The sequence below is a fragment of the Nocardia sp. NPDC051570 genome (assembly GCF_044454005.1).
GTDB lineage: Bacteria > Actinomycetota > Actinomycetes > Mycobacteriales > Mycobacteriaceae > Nocardia.
Window position 1 is genome coordinate 1 of sequence record NZ_JBITDI010000023.1, and the last position, 19299, is coordinate 19299.

Consider the following 19299-nt stretch of genomic DNA (forward strand, 5'->3'; position numbering starts at 1 on the left):
CGCTCGAAGCGCATGCGCGAAGCGCGAGTCTCGAGCGCTGAACGGCGAGACTCAGGGCCGCGAGCCCGCCGGAGCGAAGCGGAGGCCAACAAACACAGCCAACGACACCCCCTGTGATCCGCCGACGCGAAGCGAAGCAAAACAACCACTAATCTAACGCCGGCTGGCCCGCCGATAACCGACCAGCGCCGGCCCCGCACAAACCACGATCGCCCCAATCGACCAAGCCAATGTCGCCATCACCGGATCACGAACCGGCCCGCCCAACGACAGCCCCCGCATAGCATCGATCGCCTGACTCATAGGCTGATGCGCCACAATCGGTGTCGCCCACGCAGGATAGGCCGCCAACGGCACAAACCCAGTCGAGAAGAACATCAACAGCGACGACCCCAGCGAAATCGCCTCCACCAGAGCCGGTTTGGAGGTATACACCGCAACAGCGGTAACCAGCGTGGCAAAGCCGAGCCCATAGACGACCGGCACGCACACCAGCCCGACCGCGGCCGGAATACCCTGCCGGAAACGAAATCCCAGCGCTACCCCCACTCCGAACAGCACCACGGTGCAGGTCAGGATGCGCACCCCTTCGGCGAGCACCCGCGCCGCGGGACCCGAGACCCGATGCACCGGCAACACCCACAACCGGGCCAACAGTCCCGCGTCGCGCTCGCGACCCAGTGTGATGGCCCCGGCCAGCGAGCCCGACATCGCCGAGACCAGCGTCACCATCGGCACCGATCCGTACAGCGCACTGACCCCCGAGAAGGCCGAGATCTGCCGTCCCAGAACGGTATTCAGCACGATCAGCAACCCCGCCGGGAACACCAGCGACTCCGCCATCGTCAAGGGGTCGCGCCGCCACCGCAACAACAGCCGCCGGGTCTGAATTACCGTCTGCGACAGCGCGTATCGCCAGGACTCGGTCCGGCCGAGCACGACCGGCAGTTCCATGGTCATCGCTGCCTCCGCAGGGCCACCAGCACGGCCGCACCGCCGAAGATCAGCGATCCGGCCGCCGCCCACCCGATTCCGGGACCCAGCACCGCCCAGCTCACCGCGCCCGCCCGGCCCGAGCGGTCACCGGCCAGTGCGCGCAGAGTAAAGACGAACTGCGAGATCGGCTGATCGCGGGCGAATCCCTGTATCCAGTGCGGGAATTGGCTCGCGGGCACCAAACCGCTGGACACCATGCCGAGAATCAACTGAGGCAGCACGAGCGCCTGCGTGGTCGCCTCCGGACTCTTCGACAGCGTGCCGAGCAGATCGCCGACCAGGCCGATCAGCACCCCGACCAGCAGCGCGAAAGCGACGAAACCGAGTGTATGCCACCAGCTTCCATAGAATCGGAACCCGATCACATGCCCGCAGACGAGCGCGGTCAGCAGCGACAGCACGATCCGGTATCCCATGGCGACGGTGCGGGCGAGCAGCGGCGTCACCGACGGCATCGGCATGGTCGCGAACCGGGCATCGAGCCCATCACGGGCGTCGGCGGCCGCCCGGAACGCCGCGGCCGTCCCGCAGAACGACACCGCCTGCATGACGATCATCGGCATCAGGAACTGCGCATAACTGCTCAGCCCGTACCCGACGAAGCTCATCACCCGATTCAGCGGCACATAGAACCCGAGGGTGAACACGGTCGGCGCGAGCACGGCCGTCACCACCTCCCCATTACGCATCGAGGGCCGAATCAACCGCAGCGCAAGCACCCACCCCTGCAACACCACTCGCCGCCTGGGCGCCTCGATCGTCGTCACCGTCACCTCCCTGAAGCAATCTCAACAGACACATCGCGAGAATCGGCGGATGCGCACCCGTGCCGCGAGCCGTCAAGTCCCCCTGCCCCGATTCGGGGGAACTCCGCGCGCCGTCAGCGCACCGAACAGTCGGGCGGCAACTATGCTGTCCGCCGTGCTCGATGCCCAGCCTCCTGTCGCGCCCCACCCCGATATCGCTCGCCTGGCCCCGCTATTGGGCACCTGGCGTGGGTCCGGGCATGGCGAATACCCGACCATCGACTCCTTCGACTATCACGAGGAGATCCACTTCGGGCACGTCGGCCGCCCGTTCCTCACCTACCGCCAGCGCACTCGCCACGCCGAGGACGGCCGCCCCCTGCACGCCGAGACCGGGTACCTACGATGCGCCGGTCCCGATCGCATCGAGCTGATCCTGGCCCATCCCACCGGAATCACCGAGATCTGCGAGGGCACCCTCGACGTCGCCGACGGCGACCTGCGAATGGAGCTGGGCTCCACCCAGATCGGCCGCACCACCTCGGCCAAACTGGTCACCGCACTGGGCCGCTCACTGCGGCTGTCCGGCGATACGATCGACTACAGACTGCGGATGGCAGCCGTCGGGCTACCCGAGCAGCATCACCTGGCCGCGAGCCTTCATCGCGCCGAACAGGATCGGTGAATCGGCCCTGAGCTGGTCGGACATTCCTCACATTTGCCCGGTTGGCAAAGTTGGGGGTTGAATCTTCCCAGGTTCTCGGTCTACCGTTTTCGAGTCGGCGAACAGTCGGCGAATCGTTCGTTCGAGCCTTCGATCTCACTCACCCACAAGGGAGAAGACCATGAAGCGTTCGACATTGGCCCTGGTCACCGTGGGCATGATCCTGGCCGGGGCGGGCGTCGTCGAATTGCTCGGAGACGCGTCCTCCGCCGAAATGTCCGGCCCTGTCCCCCATACCCGTTCGGCATCCACCAACGGGACCAACTCACCCTGATCGCACCGAATGCGAGACCGCCGGGCCACCCGGCACATGCGAACCCCTCGATCCCGGCAAAAGCCCGCCGACCTGAACCACCTAGGTCCCGGAGACCTGAACCACCCGTAGGTCCCGGAGACCTGAACCACCCCTAGGTCCCGGAGACCTGAACCACCCCTAGGTCCCGGAAGGCTTTTCGCCGGGATCGCCCTTGTTCAGAACTTCCCCGGCGGCAACGTCATCAGCATGTCCCGCGTCAGGGCGACCGCATTATCCGAACTGCCGCCCCGCACCACCAGCGTCGCCCACGCGAGATCGCCGCGGTAGCCGATGAACCAGGAATGCGATCCCCCGTCCACCTCGGCCTCCCCCGTCTTGCCGTATACCTCGCCCTGATCGGCGATCCGCTCGGCGGTCCCGCCGGTCACCACCTTGCGCATCATCGACCGCAGCCCGTTCACCACGGATGTGGGCAGGGCGGGGCGATCGCCGTCGACGCTGGTCGGATGTCCGGAGATCAGATACGGCGTCGGCGCCGAACCGCGTGCGACCGTCGCCGCGACCAGCGCCATCCCGAACGGGCTCACCAGCACCGTGCCCTGCCCGATGCCGTTCTCGGTGCGCAGCGCGAGATCCTGTGCGACGGGCACGGATCCGGAGACGGTGGGTAGTCCGGCCACGGTGTAGTCCGGGCCCACACCGAATTTCGCGGCGGCGACGGTCAGGGCGTCGGGCCGCAGCTGGCTGGCCAGCTTGGCGAAGGCGGTATTGCAGGAGCGTTCGTAGTCCTGGGACAGCTTCGCATTGCCGATGGTGAACCGGTTGAAGTTGGGGATCGTACGGTCGCCGATGACGATGGTGCTCGGGCACGGCACCACGCTGTCGGGTGTGGCGATCCCGGCCGTCATCGCGGCGGCGGCGGTCACGGTCTTGAAGATCGAGCCCGGCGGATACAGACCCGAGGTGGCCACCGGACCGTCGGCATCGGCCGCCCGATTCTGCGCGACCGCAAGGATGCCACCGGTCGAGGGCTGCAGCACGACCATCACGGCCTGTTCGGATCGACCGTCGACGGACCGCTGCGCGGCATTCTGCACGCTCCGATCGATACTCAACGAGAACGATGGAGCGGGTTGCGGCGCAACCTCTTTCAGCACATCGGTATCCGCACCGTTGGCATTGACGGTGACCACGCTCCACCCGGCCTTACCGTCCACCTCATCGATGACGGTCCGACGCACCTGGGTCATCAGGTCCGGCGCGAAGTTGCGGTCGGTGACCACCAGATCCCACTGCTTGTCGACGCTCACTCCCGGCAGGTCGAACAGATCGGGATTGAGCTGATCGAATTCCCAATCCGCCAGCACCGCAACGGGATACGCGCCGGAGGCGGCGCGTGCGGCGTCGAGGATCGACTCGGGGGTGAGTTTGGCATCGAAACGGCCCAGCGCTCCCGCGAGCTCCGCGGCCACCCCGACCGGATCGCTCGACTCGGATGCGGTGAGCGAAATCCGGTGCACCACACCGGGAATCAACACATCGCTGCCCGCCCGCTCGTTCACCCGGGCCCGCGGCGCGGGGGTGGCCCGCAGCTCCATCGTCTGGGTGTTGCCGAGCTTGGGATGAATATCGGCCGAACTCCACCGCACCTGCCAGCGCCCCTCGCTGCGCCCCATCTGCAACTGGCCCGAATACGTCCAACTCCGATTCTTCGGCAACCGCCACTGATAGGTGTATTCGACAGTCGCCGTATCCCCCGTAACCCGAGCCGCCCCCACCCGTGCATTCAACCGCTCCGCCTGCAACTTGTCCCACGCCGAACCCAATGCCGCCCCGGCCTTCTCGGGCTGATTGGTCAACCCCGCCGCCCCCGCCACATCATGGCGCCCGAACGCCCCCACGAACTTCTCCGCCACCGGCAACGGCCCCTGCGACTCCCCGGAACATCCACCCGCAGCGACAACCAACACCGCAACCGGCAAAACCGACAAACCCCTCAACCCTCGCCGCCGCGCCGCACCCACCCACGACTCCCCCTGCGGCCCAAGAGAAAACCACCATCGCCCACCTCCCCCTTGCCGCGGCGCCTGGCGCCGGGGCACGGGCCGTCGCGACGCGCGGAGGGAGGCGGCACGGGCTGGCACGGCACAGATGGTAGTCAGACAATGCCCCGCAAACGGGGCGACACTCGCGTCAGTCGACCAGAACCGTGGCGAATGTGGCTATCTGACGGAAGCCGACCCGCGCGTAGGCGCGGCGGGCAACCTCGTTGTAGGAGTTGACGTACAGGCTCGCGGTGCGGCCGGAGGCCACCACGGTATTCGCGATCGCGGCGGTGCCGGAGGCGCCCAAACCTCGTCCGCGCCATTCGGGATGCACCCACACACCCTGGATCTGCCCGGTGCGCCGCGACAGCGCACCCACCTCCGCCTTGTACACGACCTGACCGTCCTCGAACCGGGCCCACGCCCGCCCTGCCTGGATCAGGCTCGCCACCCGGCGCCGATAGCCCCGGCCACCGTCACCGCTGCGCGGATCGACACCGATCTCCTCGGTGAACATCGCGACCGCGGCGACCAGATAGCGATCCAACTCATCGGGACGCACCCGGCGCACCTGCGCATCGGGCGCGGCGAGCGCGGGACCCTCGAGCGCGAGCAGCGGCTGATCCGCGCGCAGATCGCGCGCCGGACCCCACTGACCGACGAGCAGCTCCCACAGCGGCAGGGCCAGTTCCTGACGGCCCACAACCGACGAGCACAGCCGCGGCCAACGCGCCGCGCGGTCGGCGAACGCCTTGAGATCCTCCTGCCCGCCGCGCAGCGGAACGAGGTTGGCCCCGGAGAAGCACATCGAGGACCCGGGTCCGCCACGGCTCCACAATTCACCGTGACCGCCGCGGCCGTCGAGGCCGTACTCCTGCAAACGGGCGGCAACCATACAGCTCGCCACTGGGTCGGTGTCCAGAACTCGCAGCACCTGGGCCAGATCGCGATTCGCAAGCTGACGAGCCCCGGAGATTCGGGTCCGGCGGCTCGGCTCCAGCACACTCCGCACGTTCACAGCGTGCCACGAACGATGTGAACGTGCTGGTTTTTGGACAGCCGGGGTCTACCCGACCGTGACGACCGGTTCACCGGTAGCTGCGTCGTCGGTCATCCCTTCCGCCAGTCTCATCGCTTCCTCGATGAGGGTTTCCACGATCAGATGTTCGGGCACGGTCTTGATGACCTCGCCCTTCACGAAGATCTGGCCCTTGCCGTTACCCGAGGCGACACCGAGATCGGCCTCACGCGCCTCACCAGGACCGTTCACGACACACCCCATCACGGCCACCCGCAACGGCACTTCCATGCCTTCCAGCCCGGCGGAGACCTCGTTGGCGAGGGTGTACACATCGACCTGCGCGCGCCCGCACGACGGACACGACACGATCTCCAACTTCCGCGGCCGCAGATTCAGCGACTGCAGAATCTGGTTACCGACCTTGACCTCTTCGACCGGCGGCGCGGACAACGACACCCGGATCGTGTCACCGATGCCCTCGCTGAGCAGGGCGCCGAACGCGACCGCGGACTTGATCGTGCCCTGGAACGCCGGACCCGCCTCGGTCACGCCCAGATGCAGCGGGTAATCGGACTTCGCCGCCAACTGCCGGTACGCCTCGACCATCACCACCGGGTCGTTGTGCTTGACCGAGATCTTGATATCGCCGAACCCGTGCTCCTCGAACAGACCCGCCTCCCAGAGGGCCGACTCGACCAGGGCCTCGGGGGTGGCCTTGCCGTACTTCTCCATCATCCGCTTGTCCAACGACCCGGCGTTGACACCGATCCGGATCGGGATGCCCGCGGCCCCGGCCGCCTTCGCGACCTCCTTGACCCGGCCGTCGAATTCCTTGATATTGCCCGGATTCACCCGCACCGCAGCACATCCCGCATCGATCGCGGCGAAGATGTAGCGCGGCTGGAAATGGATATCGGCGATCACCGGGATCGGTGACTTCTTCGCGATCGTGGCGAGCGCGTCCGCATCCTCCTGCCGGGGGCAGGCGACCCGGACGATGTCGCAGCCCGACGCGGTCAACTCCGCGATCTGCTGCAGGGTCGAGTTCACATCATGCGTCTTGGTCGTCGTCATCGACTGAACCGAAACCGGGAAATCACTGCCGACCCCGACCTTGCCCACCATCAACTGGCGAGTCTTGCGTCGAGGCGCGAGGACCGCCACCGGTGTGGACGGGATCCCCAATGCAATGGCACTCACGTTCGGCTGCCTACTTTCGCTTTCGTCTGCGTGCTGCCCGTTCGCCCCGAGTCTAGTGGTGCCTGGCTGGGACACGCCCTGTGAGTGGGGCGACACGAGAACCGGCGACGACCGGCCGGGGTCCAAGGTAGCGAGCGGCCAGGCCAGCCCCGCGCAGCGCCTCCGGTCAGCCGGACCGGGCGGGAGCCGTGCGGCCGCGCGAACACTGTTCGCTGGATGTGCACGATACAAGGAAGGAACGGTGATCAACAGGTCCGAATGGCAAGCTGACTGCGCCTTAAGGGTGTGCTTAACCCTCGTGAAGCGCACCTTGTCGAACGAGCCGCGGACGGAATCGACAGCGTACGGTTGGCCGTCGACGGCGGTCGTTCGGCTCGGATCAGGAGGCACGGTTTATGCGAAAGCTCGGGGCGGCAAGACGATTCGCGGTGACGGGGGTGTCGGTGGCCGGACTTGTCCTGGCCACCACCGTGTTCGGCGCCGTTGCCACGGCCGAGCCTCCTGCGGCCGCGCCGATATCCGTGGTGTTCAGCATGATTCCGGACGGCTGGGCGGATCGGACCGATCTGGTGCCGCTGCTGCAGGCGCAGGCGGACGGGCAGGCGGTGAAGAGTCCGGACGCGGTCAGCGAGGATCGCAAGCGTGGGACCGCGCCGCAGCAGTTGCAGGGCCGAATCGCACCGGATGTGCTCGCCGCGGCCGTCACCGACGCCAGATCTCTGGTGTCGGTGGATATGGGGATTCCGGAGGGCGGCAACAAGGGCGCCGCGCTGCTGGACTTCCTGGGTGCGACCCCGGATCAGGATATCCACCTGGTCAACTACTCACCGGCTTCCACCGACGGCCTGTCCGACGATCAGATCACGGCTCGGCACCGCTTCGCCGATCTGTGCCGCAAACTCCTCGACGCATTCGTCCAGAATCGCTGAAGCACAGCGGCCACTCAGCCCTGGCGAGTCGGCCGAATAGTGAGATCCCCGATTTCGACGTCGTCGGGTTGGTCGATCACGAACGCGATCGCACGAGCCACCGCGAGGGGATCGATACCGAGCTCGGCCATGTTCTGCCGGGCCTGTTCGCGCACGGCCGGATCGTCGACGGCGTTGTCGATCAGCTCGGTGCGCACATAGCCCGGGGAGATCGACGTCGTCCGCAGCACCCCGTCGGTGCTCTCCTGCCGCAGGCCCTCCAGCAGAGTGCGCACCGCGTTCTTCGTCCCGGCATACACCGCTTGCGTGGGCACGATCTTCAGGCCGGAGGTCGAGACGACGGTGACGAGGTGACCACTGCCCTGACGGCGGAACACCGGCAGCGCCGCGGCGATCCCGTGCAGAATCCCCTTGACGTTCACATCGACCATCGCCGACCAACCCTCGACATCCAGATCCGCAATGGAGCTGATCCTGCTGACCCCGGCGTTGCCCACCAACACGTCCAGGCGGCCGAAGCGCTCGACGGCGACGGTGACGAGCGAGCGGAGATCGTCGGGATCGGTGACATCCACACGCGTGGCGGCTGCCCGGCCACCGGCGGCTTCGATTTCGGCCACCAACCGGTCGAGCCGGTCGGCGCGGCGGGCGCCGAGGACGACGGCCGCGCCGAGTGCGGCGAGGTGACGAGCCGTCGCCTCACCGATTCCGCTGCTGGCGCCGGTGATGGCGACAACCTTGCCGTAGATGGTCATGCAGATCCTCCGTGCCTCGCCGCGCTCGTCGGTGGCGATGACGAGCTGGTCGAGTCGTTGTAGCACATGGGCCATGTCGTCGATTCCGGCCGCACGGCGGTCCTCGGTGAATAACCGCTGACTTCACCTTCTTTCCCGGCGCCTGCCTCGCGGTCGCCGCGGTGATTACGCCATGTAATCACCCGATGCGCGAGCACAATGGAATCGCCAGGTGCTTGATCCCGTCACCGCCACACTCACGGCTCGAGGATGCAGATGCCTACTCATCAGGCTGTTCACGTTCAGTCCGCCGGCGAAGCGTTGAAACTCGTTGATGTCGACACGATCTCCCCGCCGCGCGACCATGTGCGGCTGGCCGTCTCCGCATGCGGGGTCTGCGGCACCGACCGCGCGTTCGTCCACGGCGCGTTCCCGGAGATGTCCTGGCCGATGACACCCGGGCACGAAATCGCCGGAACGATCGCCGAATTGGGCGAGGGTGTCGACAACTACGCCCTCGGTGACCGCGTCGCGGTGGGCTGGTTCGGTGGGAACTGCAACCGGTGTGTCTCCTGCCGGAAGGGCGACCTCATCCATTGCGCGAAGTTGCGGGTGCCGAGCTGGCAGTACCCCGGCGGATACGCCGAATCGGTGACGGTCCCGGTCACCGCGCTGGCCCGGATTCCGCGGGAGCTGTCCTTCGCCGAGGCCGCCCCGATGAGCTGCGCCGGCGTCACCACCTACGACGCGCTGCGGAAAACCCGGGCGATGCCCGGCGAGCGCATCGCCATTCTCGGGATCGGCGGCCTCGGCCACCTCGGCGTGCAATTCGCCCGGGCGATGGGCTTCGAGACGATCGCCATCGCCCGTGGCGCCGAGAAGGCCGAGGACGCAAGACAACTCGGCGCACATCACTACATCGATTCGACCGACGGTGATGTCAGCGAGGCGCTGCGGGCGCTCGGTGGCGTATCGGTCGTCCTGGCGACCGCGGGCAATGCGCAAGCGATGGGACAAACGGTCGGTGGGCTGTTGCCGCGCGGTGAACTGGTGGCCGTCGGCGTCACGGGCGAGCCGATACCGATCAGTCCGATGCAGCTGATCACTCCCGGGATCAGCGTCACCGGCCACGCGTCGGGCACCGCTCGCGATGTCGAGGAGACGATGCGGTTCGCGGTCCTGTCGGGCGTGCGTGCTCGGATCGAGGAACGGGCGCTGACGGAGGCCGCCGAGGCCTATGCCGCGATGGAGCAAGGACGAGCACGCTACCGCATGGTCATCACCATCTGAATGATGGTGTCCGGGTCGGCAATCAGGTTGCGGTACCGCCGGGCAGATCGAAACCCTATCTCGGACAATGGATATCGGAGTACAGTCCCAGTCACGGCGGGCACCAACCGTTTCCGTGACCGGCTAGGGTCGCGCTGAGCTATCGAGCGAATTCCCCGAGGCAGAGATGACGAACGTTCGACAGGACGGCAGAGTCGCCCTCATCACCGGCGCGAGCAGGGGGATCGGCGCGGCCGTGGCCCGGTTGCTGGCGGCGCGGGGCATGCGCGTGGTCGTCAACTACCGCAGCAGTCGCGACGAGGCCGACGGCGTGGTCGCATCGATCTCCTCCGCCGGCGGCCGGGCGATCGCCGTACGAGCCGATGTGCGTGACGAATCCGCCGTACTGGGCATGGTCGAGCAGATCCGGTCCGCCCTGGGCGAGGTGGAGGTGCTGGTCCACAACGCCCTGATCCCGTACGCCATCAAGTCGTTCGACGAGATCTCCTGGGATGAACTGGGCGGCAAGCTGGACCAGGAGATGCGAGCGGCCTTCCTGATGACGAAAGCCGTTGTCCCCGATATGACCAAGGGCGGCTACGGACGAATCGTCTATCTCGGCACCGTGCTGAGCCGGCAGCCGCGCGAAGGCATGATCGCACTCGGCACCTCGAAGGCGGCCCTGAGCCAGTTCGCCCGCTACGTCGCGCAAGAGCTTGGGCCACATGGGATCACGGTCAACGTCGTGGCTCCGGGACCGGTGGGCGAGACCATCACCGCCAATGCCGCCCTCGATCAGGAACAGCAGCGCCGCCAAGCCGCCCAGACGGCCTTGGGCCGGATCGCGACCCCCGACGATGTGGCCCGGGCCGTCGCGTTCTACGCCGGCGACGACAGCGGATTCATCACGGGCACAACAGCACCGGTCAACGGCGGACTGGCCATGGATTGACGTATCCCGGCAAGGAGGCTCCGCATGCACACCATCGATCTGACCTATGTCGGACAGGGTATCCACGAGGAACTGGTCGCCTACGTCGCCGATCAGCAGGACTACTACTGGCAGGAGGGAGTGCACGTCGCCCTCCGCGACGGGTGTCTCTGGGACGGTGAACGGGTTCGCCGGACCGCCACCATCGGACTGGGCCGCGCGGTGCTCTCGCGCGTGACCGACGGCATTCCGTGGACGGTGTTGTGCGTCAACACCGATCGGCCCATGTTCTGGTTGCTCGCCCGCGAGGCCTACACCTCGGTCGAGGAGTTGAAGGGCCGCCGGATCGGCATCCACGCACCGAGGACCGCGCCCGGATGCTTCTCCCGCATCGTGCTCAGGAAATACGGGCTCGACCCGGACAACGACATCGAGTCGGTCGTCATGGCACCGGGCGACTACAGTCACCACCTCCGCCGACTCGCCGAGGGCTCGCTGGACGCGGCGTTCGTGGGCAGCACCCTGGCGCCCGAGGTCACGGCCCAGCAGAACGGCCTGCGGCTGCTGGCCTTCGTCGGGGACGATTTCCGGATCCCCACCGTGGGCGTCGCCGTGGACCCCACGCATATCGCACCGAACGATCCGGCGGTACTGGCCCTGGTGCGGGCCACCCGCCGAGCCCTGCACACGATCCATGACGAGCCCGACCTCGCCGCCCGATACCTCAACGCCCTCATCCCAAGTCTCACCCCGACCGACGCCCGCGCGTACTACGACCGTTACATAGCAACGCATTTCACCACCGACGGCCGCCACGATCCGTCCGTCGCGGCCCACGCGGTGTCGAGCGTGGCGAAGGAGCTGGGCGTTGCCACGGTGCCCGACGCGGGAGACATCTACCGCACCGAACCCGCGTAGCCCGACAACATCTCCCGGTACCGACCGGCGCTGATCGGTTGCGCGGCAACGTATTCGCGCCGAAATGCCGATGTCGGACATTCCGAGACAGGTTCGTCAGGTTGCGGGCGGGGCTGGGGGGAACTCAGGCGCGATCCGGTTCCAGCCGTCTGCTGCCCATCGTGAAGTCGCGGACCAGGAGGAAGAACGGGATCGCCGTACCGATTCCGACCGCAAATGAGAGCACGAACGAGACAGCCCACCAACGAACAATGCCGAGTTGGCGGGCCTCGCCGAATGCCCATGCATGGAAGGCGAACACCACGAAGGCCAGATCGACGACGGCGAAACGGCCGGGGACCGTTGTGAGGATATCGCCGGAGATAAAGTCGAGCGCCGACTTCGGCCCGTTCCGGCGCACGTAGGGCACCCCGATGGAGTTCTGGCCGATGAACGCGGCGATGAGGATCGCGATGAGGGCCGGGCGGCGCCATGACGGGGCGGCGGTGCCGTCGAACATGGGAGACTCCCTTCGACCGAAGCGATCCTGGGCCCTGAGATCCGCTAGCCGGTGTCGACAGGCGCGCATGACCTGGATAACACCCGACCTTCCGAGATTAGGTGATCAACAACGGCCTCAGCTAACGAAAACGTCATCTGGTTATCGAACAGCAATCAACAATCCGCATCTCGCACCGAGGTTGCTTGCCGGTTCCAATGGCGCGACACGGCGCCGGTCGCGGCCGGCTGCCCGATGCGTTAGATTCGCCTTGGCCCGCATTGCTTCCACACGGATGCATGCGTGTCCGGGGTGCGAACAGGAGTCGACGGTGGTTCTGCAGGCGGGGACGGTTTTCGCAGGATTCGCCATCGAGCGCCTTCTCGGCACCGGTGGTATGGGTGCGGTGTACCTCGCACAGCATCCGCGGCTGGAACGCCTTGTCGCACTGAAGGTTCTCCACGACGCCTACGCCTCCGACCCGAAAGCACGCATCGCGTTCGACCGTGAGACAGCGCTCGCCGCTCGCCTGCAGCACCCGAATATCGTTCCCGTCCACGACCGCAGCGCACCCGACGACCCCGCGCTGTGGCTGTCGATGCAATACATCGATGGCGGCGATACGAACGCACTGCTGGCCATCGAGCCCCAGGGGTTGTCGGCGGAGCGAGTAGTGCGGTTGCTCACCGATGCCGCACACGCCCTGGATTTCGCCCACGATCACGGCGTACTGCACCGCGATGTCAAACCTGCCAATCTACTGGTCCAACACCACCCCCACGACAGGGAACGAGTCCTGCTGACCGACTTCGGCATCGCCCGCACCCTGGACGATACCGCCACCCTGTCCAGCGTCTACGCCTCCTTGCCCTACGCCGCCCCTGAGCGATTCACCGACCACCCCACCGACCGTCGTGCCGACATCTACTCCCTCGGCTGCACCTTCTACCAGTTACTCACCGGACAACCTCCGTTCCCTCGACCCCACCACGCCGCCGTCATGGCTGCCCACCTCACCGATCCGCCACCGGCACCCAGCCGTCTGCGACCGCACCTGTCCACCGCACTGGACATGGTGATCGCGACCGCGATGGCCAAACACCCCGCAGACCGTTACAGCACCTGCACCGAAATGGTCGACGCCGCAGCCGAAGTCCTCAGCGCGACGCTGGTGACCGATCGTTACCGGCGGCGAGCAGAAACCGCTGCGTCGCCGACCGTCGCGTCCGACAATTCGCACCCCGCCGCCACGACAGTTGTGCGTGCCGGCGCCGGCATATCCCCCGCCGCACAGGCACCGTCGAATCCGCCGAGTCGACTCAGCCGCCGCCGACTGCTGGCCGGTGGAATCGTCGCCGTGCCACTCATCGCTGTCGGCGGTGGCATCGTGGGACTTCGCGCACACAAATCCTCCGAATCCCCTGTCACCGCAACCCCGCAACCGCCGATCCCGGACGGCTCCCTCACTGCTCATGCCGGCGAGGTCTTCTCGGTGGCGTTCAGCCCGGACGGCACCCTACTGGCAACCGGCCACTTCGACAGGACAGTCCGGTTGTGGAACATGCGGACCCGGCAACCCGACGGACCGCCACTCACCGGCCACACCGATCTGGTGCGCTCGGTGGCGTTCAGCCCGAACGGCACTCTGCTGGCGACCGGCAGCTTCGACGGGACCGTGCGGCTGTGGAACATGCGCACACGGCAACTCGACGGACCACCGCTCACCGGCCACACCGGCTTCGTGAACTCGGTGACGTTCAGCCCCGACGGCACATGTCTGGCCTCTGGCGGCAGCGGCGCGGGCGAGACGGTGCGGTTATGGAACATGGCCACTCGCCAACTCGACGGACAACTGAGTCCCGCGGTCGACGACAACACCGGTGTCCGGTCGGTGACGTTCAGCCCGGACGGGACCCGACTGGTCGCTGCCGGTAACGGTAACGCGGTGTGGGTATGGAACGCACATACCCGCCAGCCCGACGGAGCACCCTTCATCGGCCACGCCGGCGTGGCCGCATCGGCTGCGTTCAACCCCGACAGCACCTTGCTGGCAACCGGCAGCCCCGAACGCACGGTGCGATTGTGGAACGTACGGACCCGTCAACCCGACGGACAACCCTTCCACGTCGACGGTGGGCTGATACCGGTCGCGTTCAGCCCCGACGGCACCCTGCTGGCCGCCGGAACCACAAACACCGTCACGATATGGAACATGCGGACCCGCCAGCCCGTCGGCCAACCGCTCATCGGCAATACCGCCCCGGTGCTGTCGATCGCGTTCAGCCCCGACGGCACCGCGCTCGCGGCCGGCAGCCAGGACACGACGGTGCAGCTGTGGAAATTCGATAAGGCACAGCGGTAGTCGGCTGGGGACCGCCGACCAGATCGGTTGGCCAGCACAGCTTCCCAACGCACGCACATGCCGAGCGGCATCTGCCGACATAAAGATTGGGACGAGAACACGTCCTACGAAGACGAGCCCGACTGCCCGATACCACCCGGCGGCAACGAACACTACCTGGAGACACTGCCCGAAGACACAGTGCTTGTTCGGGTCTATTGTCACGGCTAGCAACGCACGCTCATGCCGCCGCGCGGGCGTTCAGGCGAGCCGCAGCCGTTGGTAGCCAAGCGATCTCACGGAACGTCCGCAACTGCCGATTACGGTTGTCGATCACGCTCGGCGTGCCCGGGATCGCGGAGTTGACGACGCCGATGACCAAGCTATGCCCCGATCCGGGGACGCACCACAATCCGGGCTCCCCGGCTGGGCACCAGTGTGAGGTGTTGGAGTCGAGGCTGTTCGGGCCGGGCGCTGGCGGGTTCGATCCGGAAACGTGACAGCACCTCCCGCAACACGATGACACCCTGCTGCACGGCGAATCCGGCCCCGAGGCAGCGTCGGACACCGCCGCCGAACGGCAGCCAGCTGCCGGCGGGCGGACTGCTCTCCAGAAAGCGCTCCGGCCGGAACTCGGCCGGCTCGGCGAAGTGCACCGGATCCTGGTGCACCAGCACGATCGAGGGCATGACGGTCCACCCGGCCGGGATCCGGTAACCACCGACCTCGGTGTCCTCGGTCAGTCTGCGGGTCACCTCGACGATCACCGGCCGCAGCCGTAGCACCTCCTTGACCACGGCCTCCAGGTATCTGTCCTCGCCGGCCACGGCGGAACGGACGGCCGCATCCAGGATCGCCGGGTGTCGCGCCAGCTCGTGGAAGGACCAAGCGAGCGCGGTGGCGATCGTCTCGTGGCCGGCGAACAGCAGGGTGACCAGGTGGTCGTGCAGCTCGGTGTCGGACGGGCGTTGCGCCGTCGAGGACACGGTGAGCAGCCTGGACAGCACATCGCGCCGGAGGCCGAGGTCACCGGCCAGGCGGCGGTCGGCGATCTCGGCATACAGCAGCTCATCCACCCGCTGCTTGTTCGCCGCCGCCCGCCGCCAGTGGCCGAACCGTTGCAGCCACGGCCGGTTCTCCGCGAGAAGCTCCGCCGCACTGATCTCCAGCACCTTGTTCAGCCGAGCGCGCAGCTCGTCCAGCCGGTGTCCGGCCTCGACTCCGAACATCACGCGAAGGATGATCTCCAGCGTGACCGCGTTCATCCGCTCGAGCGAGCTGAACGGTGTGCCGACCGGCCAGCGCTCGACCTCCTCGGCCACCAACGTGGTGATCATGTCCTGGTAGTCGTGCAGGGCTGAGCCCCGGAAGGCCGGTATCAGCTGTTTGCGCAGGCGCAGGTGAGCGTCCTCGTCGGTGCTCAGCACGGAATGCTCCCCCATCGCCGGCTCGAAGACTGTGTTGGCCTCACCGGCATGGAAGGTGCTGGTGGAGCCGAGGAACACGGAGCGGATCTGGTCGACGTCGGACAGCACCGCCACGTCGAGCTCCGGGGAGACCCTGAGGTGGATAACCGGGCCGTGCCGCCGCGCGAGGTGGGGAAGCCAGCGGTGCCGGAACATCGAGAACAGCGGAGTCTGAACGGTCATCGGCAGGCGCGGGCCGGGCGGCTGGCAGTTCACGACTAACTCACCTCTGTGAAGGTGTCCAACGCGTCATGTGCGTTGATGACGAGCAGGAACGGTTCGTGGTGCTGGTATCGCTGAGCACCCGATGATGTGTGCGGGCCTGGAACAACTGCTCGGTCGGACCGAGCGACGCCGTCCGCGGTGCACTGCGCGCCCGCCATCACCCGGCCCGATCTGCACACTCACCAATGTACCCAGGAAAGCTGTCCGCTCCACCCGCTCGGCCGATTCTGCTGACACCGTGGCAGTCCCGTGCATCAACGTCATAGCCTCAGCGATCGCTGCCATCGTCTCGTCCTGGACGACGCTGTTCCCCGTTCTTCTGACGCATGGCAATTCGCCAACAGGAGCACGGGCGGAGGGCTCACACACACCCAGAGGTTCGCCCGCCAAGCGGATGATCGGGACCGAACGTGTCGGAGCGCCTTTTGGGACGAAAGCACAGTCCGACTTCGCAATTGGAGTCCGGCAGCCCGCAGCGCTGACCACTGTCCATGCCGCTTCCCGCGCCGACGTAACGGCCGGCGACCGGCGCGTGCCGAAACTGGCCGGCGCGGAGTTCTGAAGGGACGATATGCAGATCATGTCGGTTGGCAGGGTTTCGAGACTGCGCGTCTGGCACCCGCGGCCAACAGTGCCGCCACGATTTCGGGTGAATACGCGTTCCCCAGGGCTGTCGGTGCGCGGGGTTCGCAGAAGCTGAGGTGGACACCGCCGGGGCCCTCACCGGCATTGGGATCGGCTCCGGCGCTGAGTTGTTCACGGACAGTAACGAGATCGTTCTCGTGAATCACTCGCAGCAGCCTGGCTGTCGAGGCGCGGACGGGCTCCACTCGCCGACCCGTGGGGTACTCGTCTTCAGCTTGCTCCGTCAGGTCGTACCAGTCCCCGCCGTAGCTCATCGCGGCCGGCAGCCTCCTTGTGGTGGCCATAGCGGCCCTCGGTTTCTCCGGGATACACCACCGCACGCCAATCCGAGAAAAGCCACTCGTCTTCGTCCCTCTCGACCTCGCCGACGAGGGTTCGCCCCCAGTCTTCAGGGAAGTCCTCATCCGCCCTCACACAGTCAACCCTAGCGGCAGACGGTCGAATACCATGTCCATCAAGAGCAAAGAACCAATGCCGGCCGACATCCGCTCCTGCCGCGGAGCGCGCGTTGGTCACCCGTCCAAACAGGTTGGCTGACAGCACTTCCCAACGCGCGCACAAGTAGCCGATTATCGTGCGTCAATGAAACTTGTTGCCTGAGCGGCCCGTATCCTCGAGCGGATGATCTGGTGAACAGTTCAGATTGTGTGGTGCATGTGGCTGCTCGCGTCCAGGTTGCTGCAATCTCGCAGAGCTCCGGGATTGTCCTCGAGTGGTCGTTGGCCTGGTGTTTATGGATAGTTGAGTAGGTGAATGCCTGGACACCACAGTGCGTGCACCGGAATAGCCGATCGCCGTCAGAGATTCGGCAGCCAGATCGGGATGGCCGGAGCCACCGCGGTAGGCGCGGACGAGAGGACCTGGTCGGTGGCCGGGTCGAAGGTGATGATCCGCCCCGGCCCGTAGGCGGGCGGACGCACATCGATGCCAGCGAAGAAGAGATCGAGGCCATAGGAGCCGCCCAGATTACTTCGCGTCGTCGGCCCGCTATCGCTGATGTAGCCGCGAGAGCCGTCGCCGCTGAACGTCATTCCGATGACCTGTCCCTCGGCCGGAATAGTTCCCAGCAGGTGTTCGTCACCGGTGTCGAACACCATGACACCGGTGGTGCCGTTGCCGATCTGAGTCACGTACAGCTTGCTGCCGTCCGGCGAGATCACCCCGGTGAACGGCCCGTTCTTGAAGGACTTGGTGACGGTCCAGCGCTCGACGTCGATGACGTGGATTTCGGTTTGAGAGAAGACGTACATCTTGGTTCCGTCATGGGTGAAGGCGGCAAAGGAGCCGTCATGGGTGGCCACGGAGGCCGCATCTTTATCATTGAGCTTGAGCTTCGGTTTGACAACCGCACCGGTCACTGGATCCATAGCGCTGATCCCGTCGAGGAAGCCGTTGTAGAGTAGGCCGTCGGGCCCGAGGTTCGCATTGATGGCAGGTCCCTCGGGGGTCAGCCGCCGCACAATAGTGTCGGTGGCGATATCGAGCACCAGCACGTCGAACCCACGCGCACCAAAACAGAATGGCAAACATTTTTGCCCTATATAGAGTTCCTTGCCGTCGGCCGAGACCAGGGCGCTGCTCGGAAAGAAATCGACCGGCATTATCCGGGTGGTTCCGTTGCGCCGGTCGATGATTCCGATCGACGGCGTGGCGAGCGCGGTGTAATTGACCACATACACTTTGGAGCCGTCCGGGCTCGCCGTCACTATCAACGGAGTAGCGGGGCCGATCGCTGCGTTGATCGGGTATCTACGGGTGATGGTATCGGTGGCGGTGTCCATGACGGCGACGGTGTCGCTGCCCGTCTCGGGAATCCACAGTTCACCGGGCGGGCCGGATTCGGCCGTGGCCGCCGGGGCGGCTGTCATCATCACGGCGCCGATAAGTACGGTCGCGAGGGCGATCCTGCCGAGTCCGGGTGCGCGCATTGCGTCGTCCTAACCATGTGTAGGGATAGGGCTTTCGTATACGCCGGGAATACGAGAGTTCCCGCAGCGGGTGAAGTTGTCGCGGTCGGTGCAGTGAATGGATCGGATAACACAGGTCCACCCGAAGCTAAGGTATCGCCGAAGGCCGATGCGATTAACGCGCCATCTGGTTATCAAACAGCAATCAATGAGCTGTGCCGGCGCGCCCGGGGACGATAGCGGCGCGGACCTCGCACGAACACGCGCAATTGGTACAACCACGCGCTAGGGCGACCACGACCAACGGTCAACCGGGCCCCGTCTTGCGAACGTCCGCTTCTGCCGCTGCGCGGGCGTTCGGCAGGGCGAGATCGACTGCGGCGCAGAACGTCCGGAATTGCCGATGCGCGAGCGTCCACGTAGGCCCCGCACTGCAACCGCCGACCTGGGCGATCGGAACCTTGCGGC

General features: G+C 66.4%; 16 protein-coding genes. 7 read left to right on the top strand and 9 right to left on the bottom strand.

The genetic code is table 11. The features are described 5' to 3' along the window. Nucleotides 1-153: 153 nt before the first annotated feature. Both ACIA76_RS37820 and ACIA76_RS37825 read right to left on the bottom strand, forming a co-directional pair. On the bottom strand, nucleotides 154-960 hold the full coding sequence (locus ACIA76_RS37820; RefSeq protein ID WP_397159314.1) for an ABC transporter permease: 807 nt from the start codon (nucleotides 958-960) through the stop codon (nucleotides 154-156). After that, nucleotides 957-1763, bottom strand: coding sequence for an ABC transporter permease (locus tag ACIA76_RS37825; protein ID WP_397159316.1), 807 nt, complete (start codon nucleotides 1761-1763; stop codon nucleotides 957-959). Before ACIA76_RS37825 ends, ACIA76_RS37820 begins: the two co-directional genes overlap by 4 nt. Before the next feature lie 142 nt (nucleotides 1764-1905). On the opposite strand from ACIA76_RS37825, the gene ACIA76_RS37830 reads away from it, so the two are divergent. Together ACIA76_RS37830 and ACIA76_RS37835 are read left to right on the top strand one after the other, a co-directional pair. Further along, complete coding sequence (locus ACIA76_RS37830; protein ID WP_397159318.1) at nucleotides 1906-2427, top strand: peroxynitrite isomerase; 522 nt, start codon at nucleotides 1906-1908, stop codon at nucleotides 2425-2427. 160 nt (nucleotides 2428-2587) lie between these two features. Further along, nucleotides 2588-2740, top strand: a complete 153-nt coding sequence (locus ACIA76_RS37835; protein ID WP_397159320.1) for a hypothetical protein — start codon at nucleotides 2588-2590, stop codon at nucleotides 2738-2740. A gap of 197 nt (nucleotides 2741-2937) precedes the next feature. On the opposite strand, the gene ACIA76_RS37840 is transcribed toward ACIA76_RS37835, so the two are convergent. The 3 genes from ACIA76_RS37840 to ispG all read right to left on the bottom strand — a co-directional run bounded on the left by ACIA76_RS37840 (nucleotide 2938) and on the right by ispG (nucleotide 6988). After that, the gene (locus tag ACIA76_RS37840; protein WP_397159322.1) at nucleotides 2938-4746 is read right to left on the bottom strand and encodes a penicillin-binding transpeptidase domain-containing protein; all 1809 of its coding nucleotides are present in this window, start codon (nucleotides 4744-4746) and stop codon (nucleotides 2938-2940) included. Nucleotides 4747-4915: 169 nt separating this feature from the next. Continuing rightward, a complete protein-coding gene (locus ACIA76_RS37845) occupies nucleotides 4916-5779 on the bottom strand; it encodes a GNAT family N-acetyltransferase (RefSeq protein WP_397159324.1) in 864 nt (287 codons plus the stop codon). A gap of 54 nt (nucleotides 5780-5833) precedes the next feature. Continuing rightward, nucleotides 5834-6988, bottom strand: coding sequence for a flavodoxin-dependent (E)-4-hydroxy-3-methylbut-2-enyl-diphosphate synthase (gene ispG / locus ACIA76_RS37850; protein ID WP_397159326.1), 1155 nt, complete (start codon nucleotides 6986-6988; stop codon nucleotides 5834-5836). Between the two features lie 395 nt (nucleotides 6989-7383). On the opposite strand from ispG, the gene ACIA76_RS37855 reads away from it, so the two are divergent. Beyond that, nucleotides 7384-7917: a hypothetical protein gene (locus tag ACIA76_RS37855; protein WP_397159328.1), complete on the top strand. Its 534-nt coding sequence runs from the start codon at nucleotides 7384-7386 to the stop codon at nucleotides 7915-7917. A 14-nt stretch (nucleotides 7918-7931) separates the two neighbouring features. Here ACIA76_RS37855 and ACIA76_RS37860 read toward each other — a convergent pair whose 3' ends face one another. After that, a complete protein-coding gene (locus ACIA76_RS37860) occupies nucleotides 7932-8672 on the bottom strand; it encodes an SDR family oxidoreductase (protein WP_397159543.1) in 741 nt (246 codons plus the stop codon). A gap of 255 nt (nucleotides 8673-8927) precedes the next feature. Here ACIA76_RS37860 and ACIA76_RS37865 point away from each other — a divergent pair, with 255 nt between their 5' ends. The 3 genes from ACIA76_RS37865 (at nucleotide 8928) to ACIA76_RS37875 (ending at nucleotide 11769) form a co-directional block, all read left to right on the top strand. Then, nucleotides 8928-9941, top strand: coding sequence for an alcohol dehydrogenase catalytic domain-containing protein (locus tag ACIA76_RS37865; RefSeq protein WP_397159330.1), 1014 nt, complete (start codon nucleotides 8928-8930; stop codon nucleotides 9939-9941). Nucleotides 9942-10107: 166 nt separating this feature from the next. Beyond that, nucleotides 10108-10872 carry an SDR family NAD(P)-dependent oxidoreductase gene (locus ACIA76_RS37870; RefSeq protein ID WP_397159332.1) on the top strand — a complete coding sequence of 255 codons (765 nt, stop codon included), beginning with the start codon at nucleotides 10108-10110 and terminating at the stop codon, nucleotides 10870-10872. Nucleotides 10873-10896: 24 nt separating this feature from the next. Further along, the gene (locus ACIA76_RS37875; protein ID WP_397159334.1) at nucleotides 10897-11769 is read left to right on the top strand and encodes an ABC transporter substrate-binding protein; all 873 of its coding nucleotides are present in this window, start codon (nucleotides 10897-10899) and stop codon (nucleotides 11767-11769) included. Nucleotides 11770-11893: 124 nt separating this feature from the next. On the opposite strand, the gene ACIA76_RS37880 is transcribed toward ACIA76_RS37875, so the two are convergent. Continuing rightward, the gene (locus ACIA76_RS37880; protein ID WP_397159336.1) at nucleotides 11894-12268 is read right to left on the bottom strand and encodes a DUF2834 domain-containing protein; all 375 of its coding nucleotides are present in this window, start codon (nucleotides 12266-12268) and stop codon (nucleotides 11894-11896) included. 310 nt (nucleotides 12269-12578) lie between these two features. On the opposite strand from ACIA76_RS37880, the gene ACIA76_RS37885 reads away from it, so the two are divergent. Continuing rightward, entirely contained in the window at nucleotides 12579-14609 is a 2031-nt protein-coding gene (locus ACIA76_RS37885) for a WD40 repeat domain-containing serine/threonine protein kinase (protein WP_397159338.1), read from the top strand. A 362-nt stretch (nucleotides 14610-14971) separates the two neighbouring features. Here ACIA76_RS37885 and ACIA76_RS37890 read toward each other — a convergent pair whose 3' ends face one another. After that, the gene (locus ACIA76_RS37890; RefSeq protein WP_397159340.1) at nucleotides 14972-16270 is read right to left on the bottom strand and encodes a cytochrome P450; all 1299 of its coding nucleotides are present in this window, start codon (nucleotides 16268-16270) and stop codon (nucleotides 14972-14974) included. Between the two features lie 1451 nt (nucleotides 16271-17721). Then, entirely contained in the window at nucleotides 17722-18852 is a 1131-nt protein-coding gene (locus ACIA76_RS37895; RefSeq protein WP_397159342.1) for a YncE family protein, read from the bottom strand. Between the last annotated feature and the right edge of the window lie 447 nt (nucleotides 18853-19299).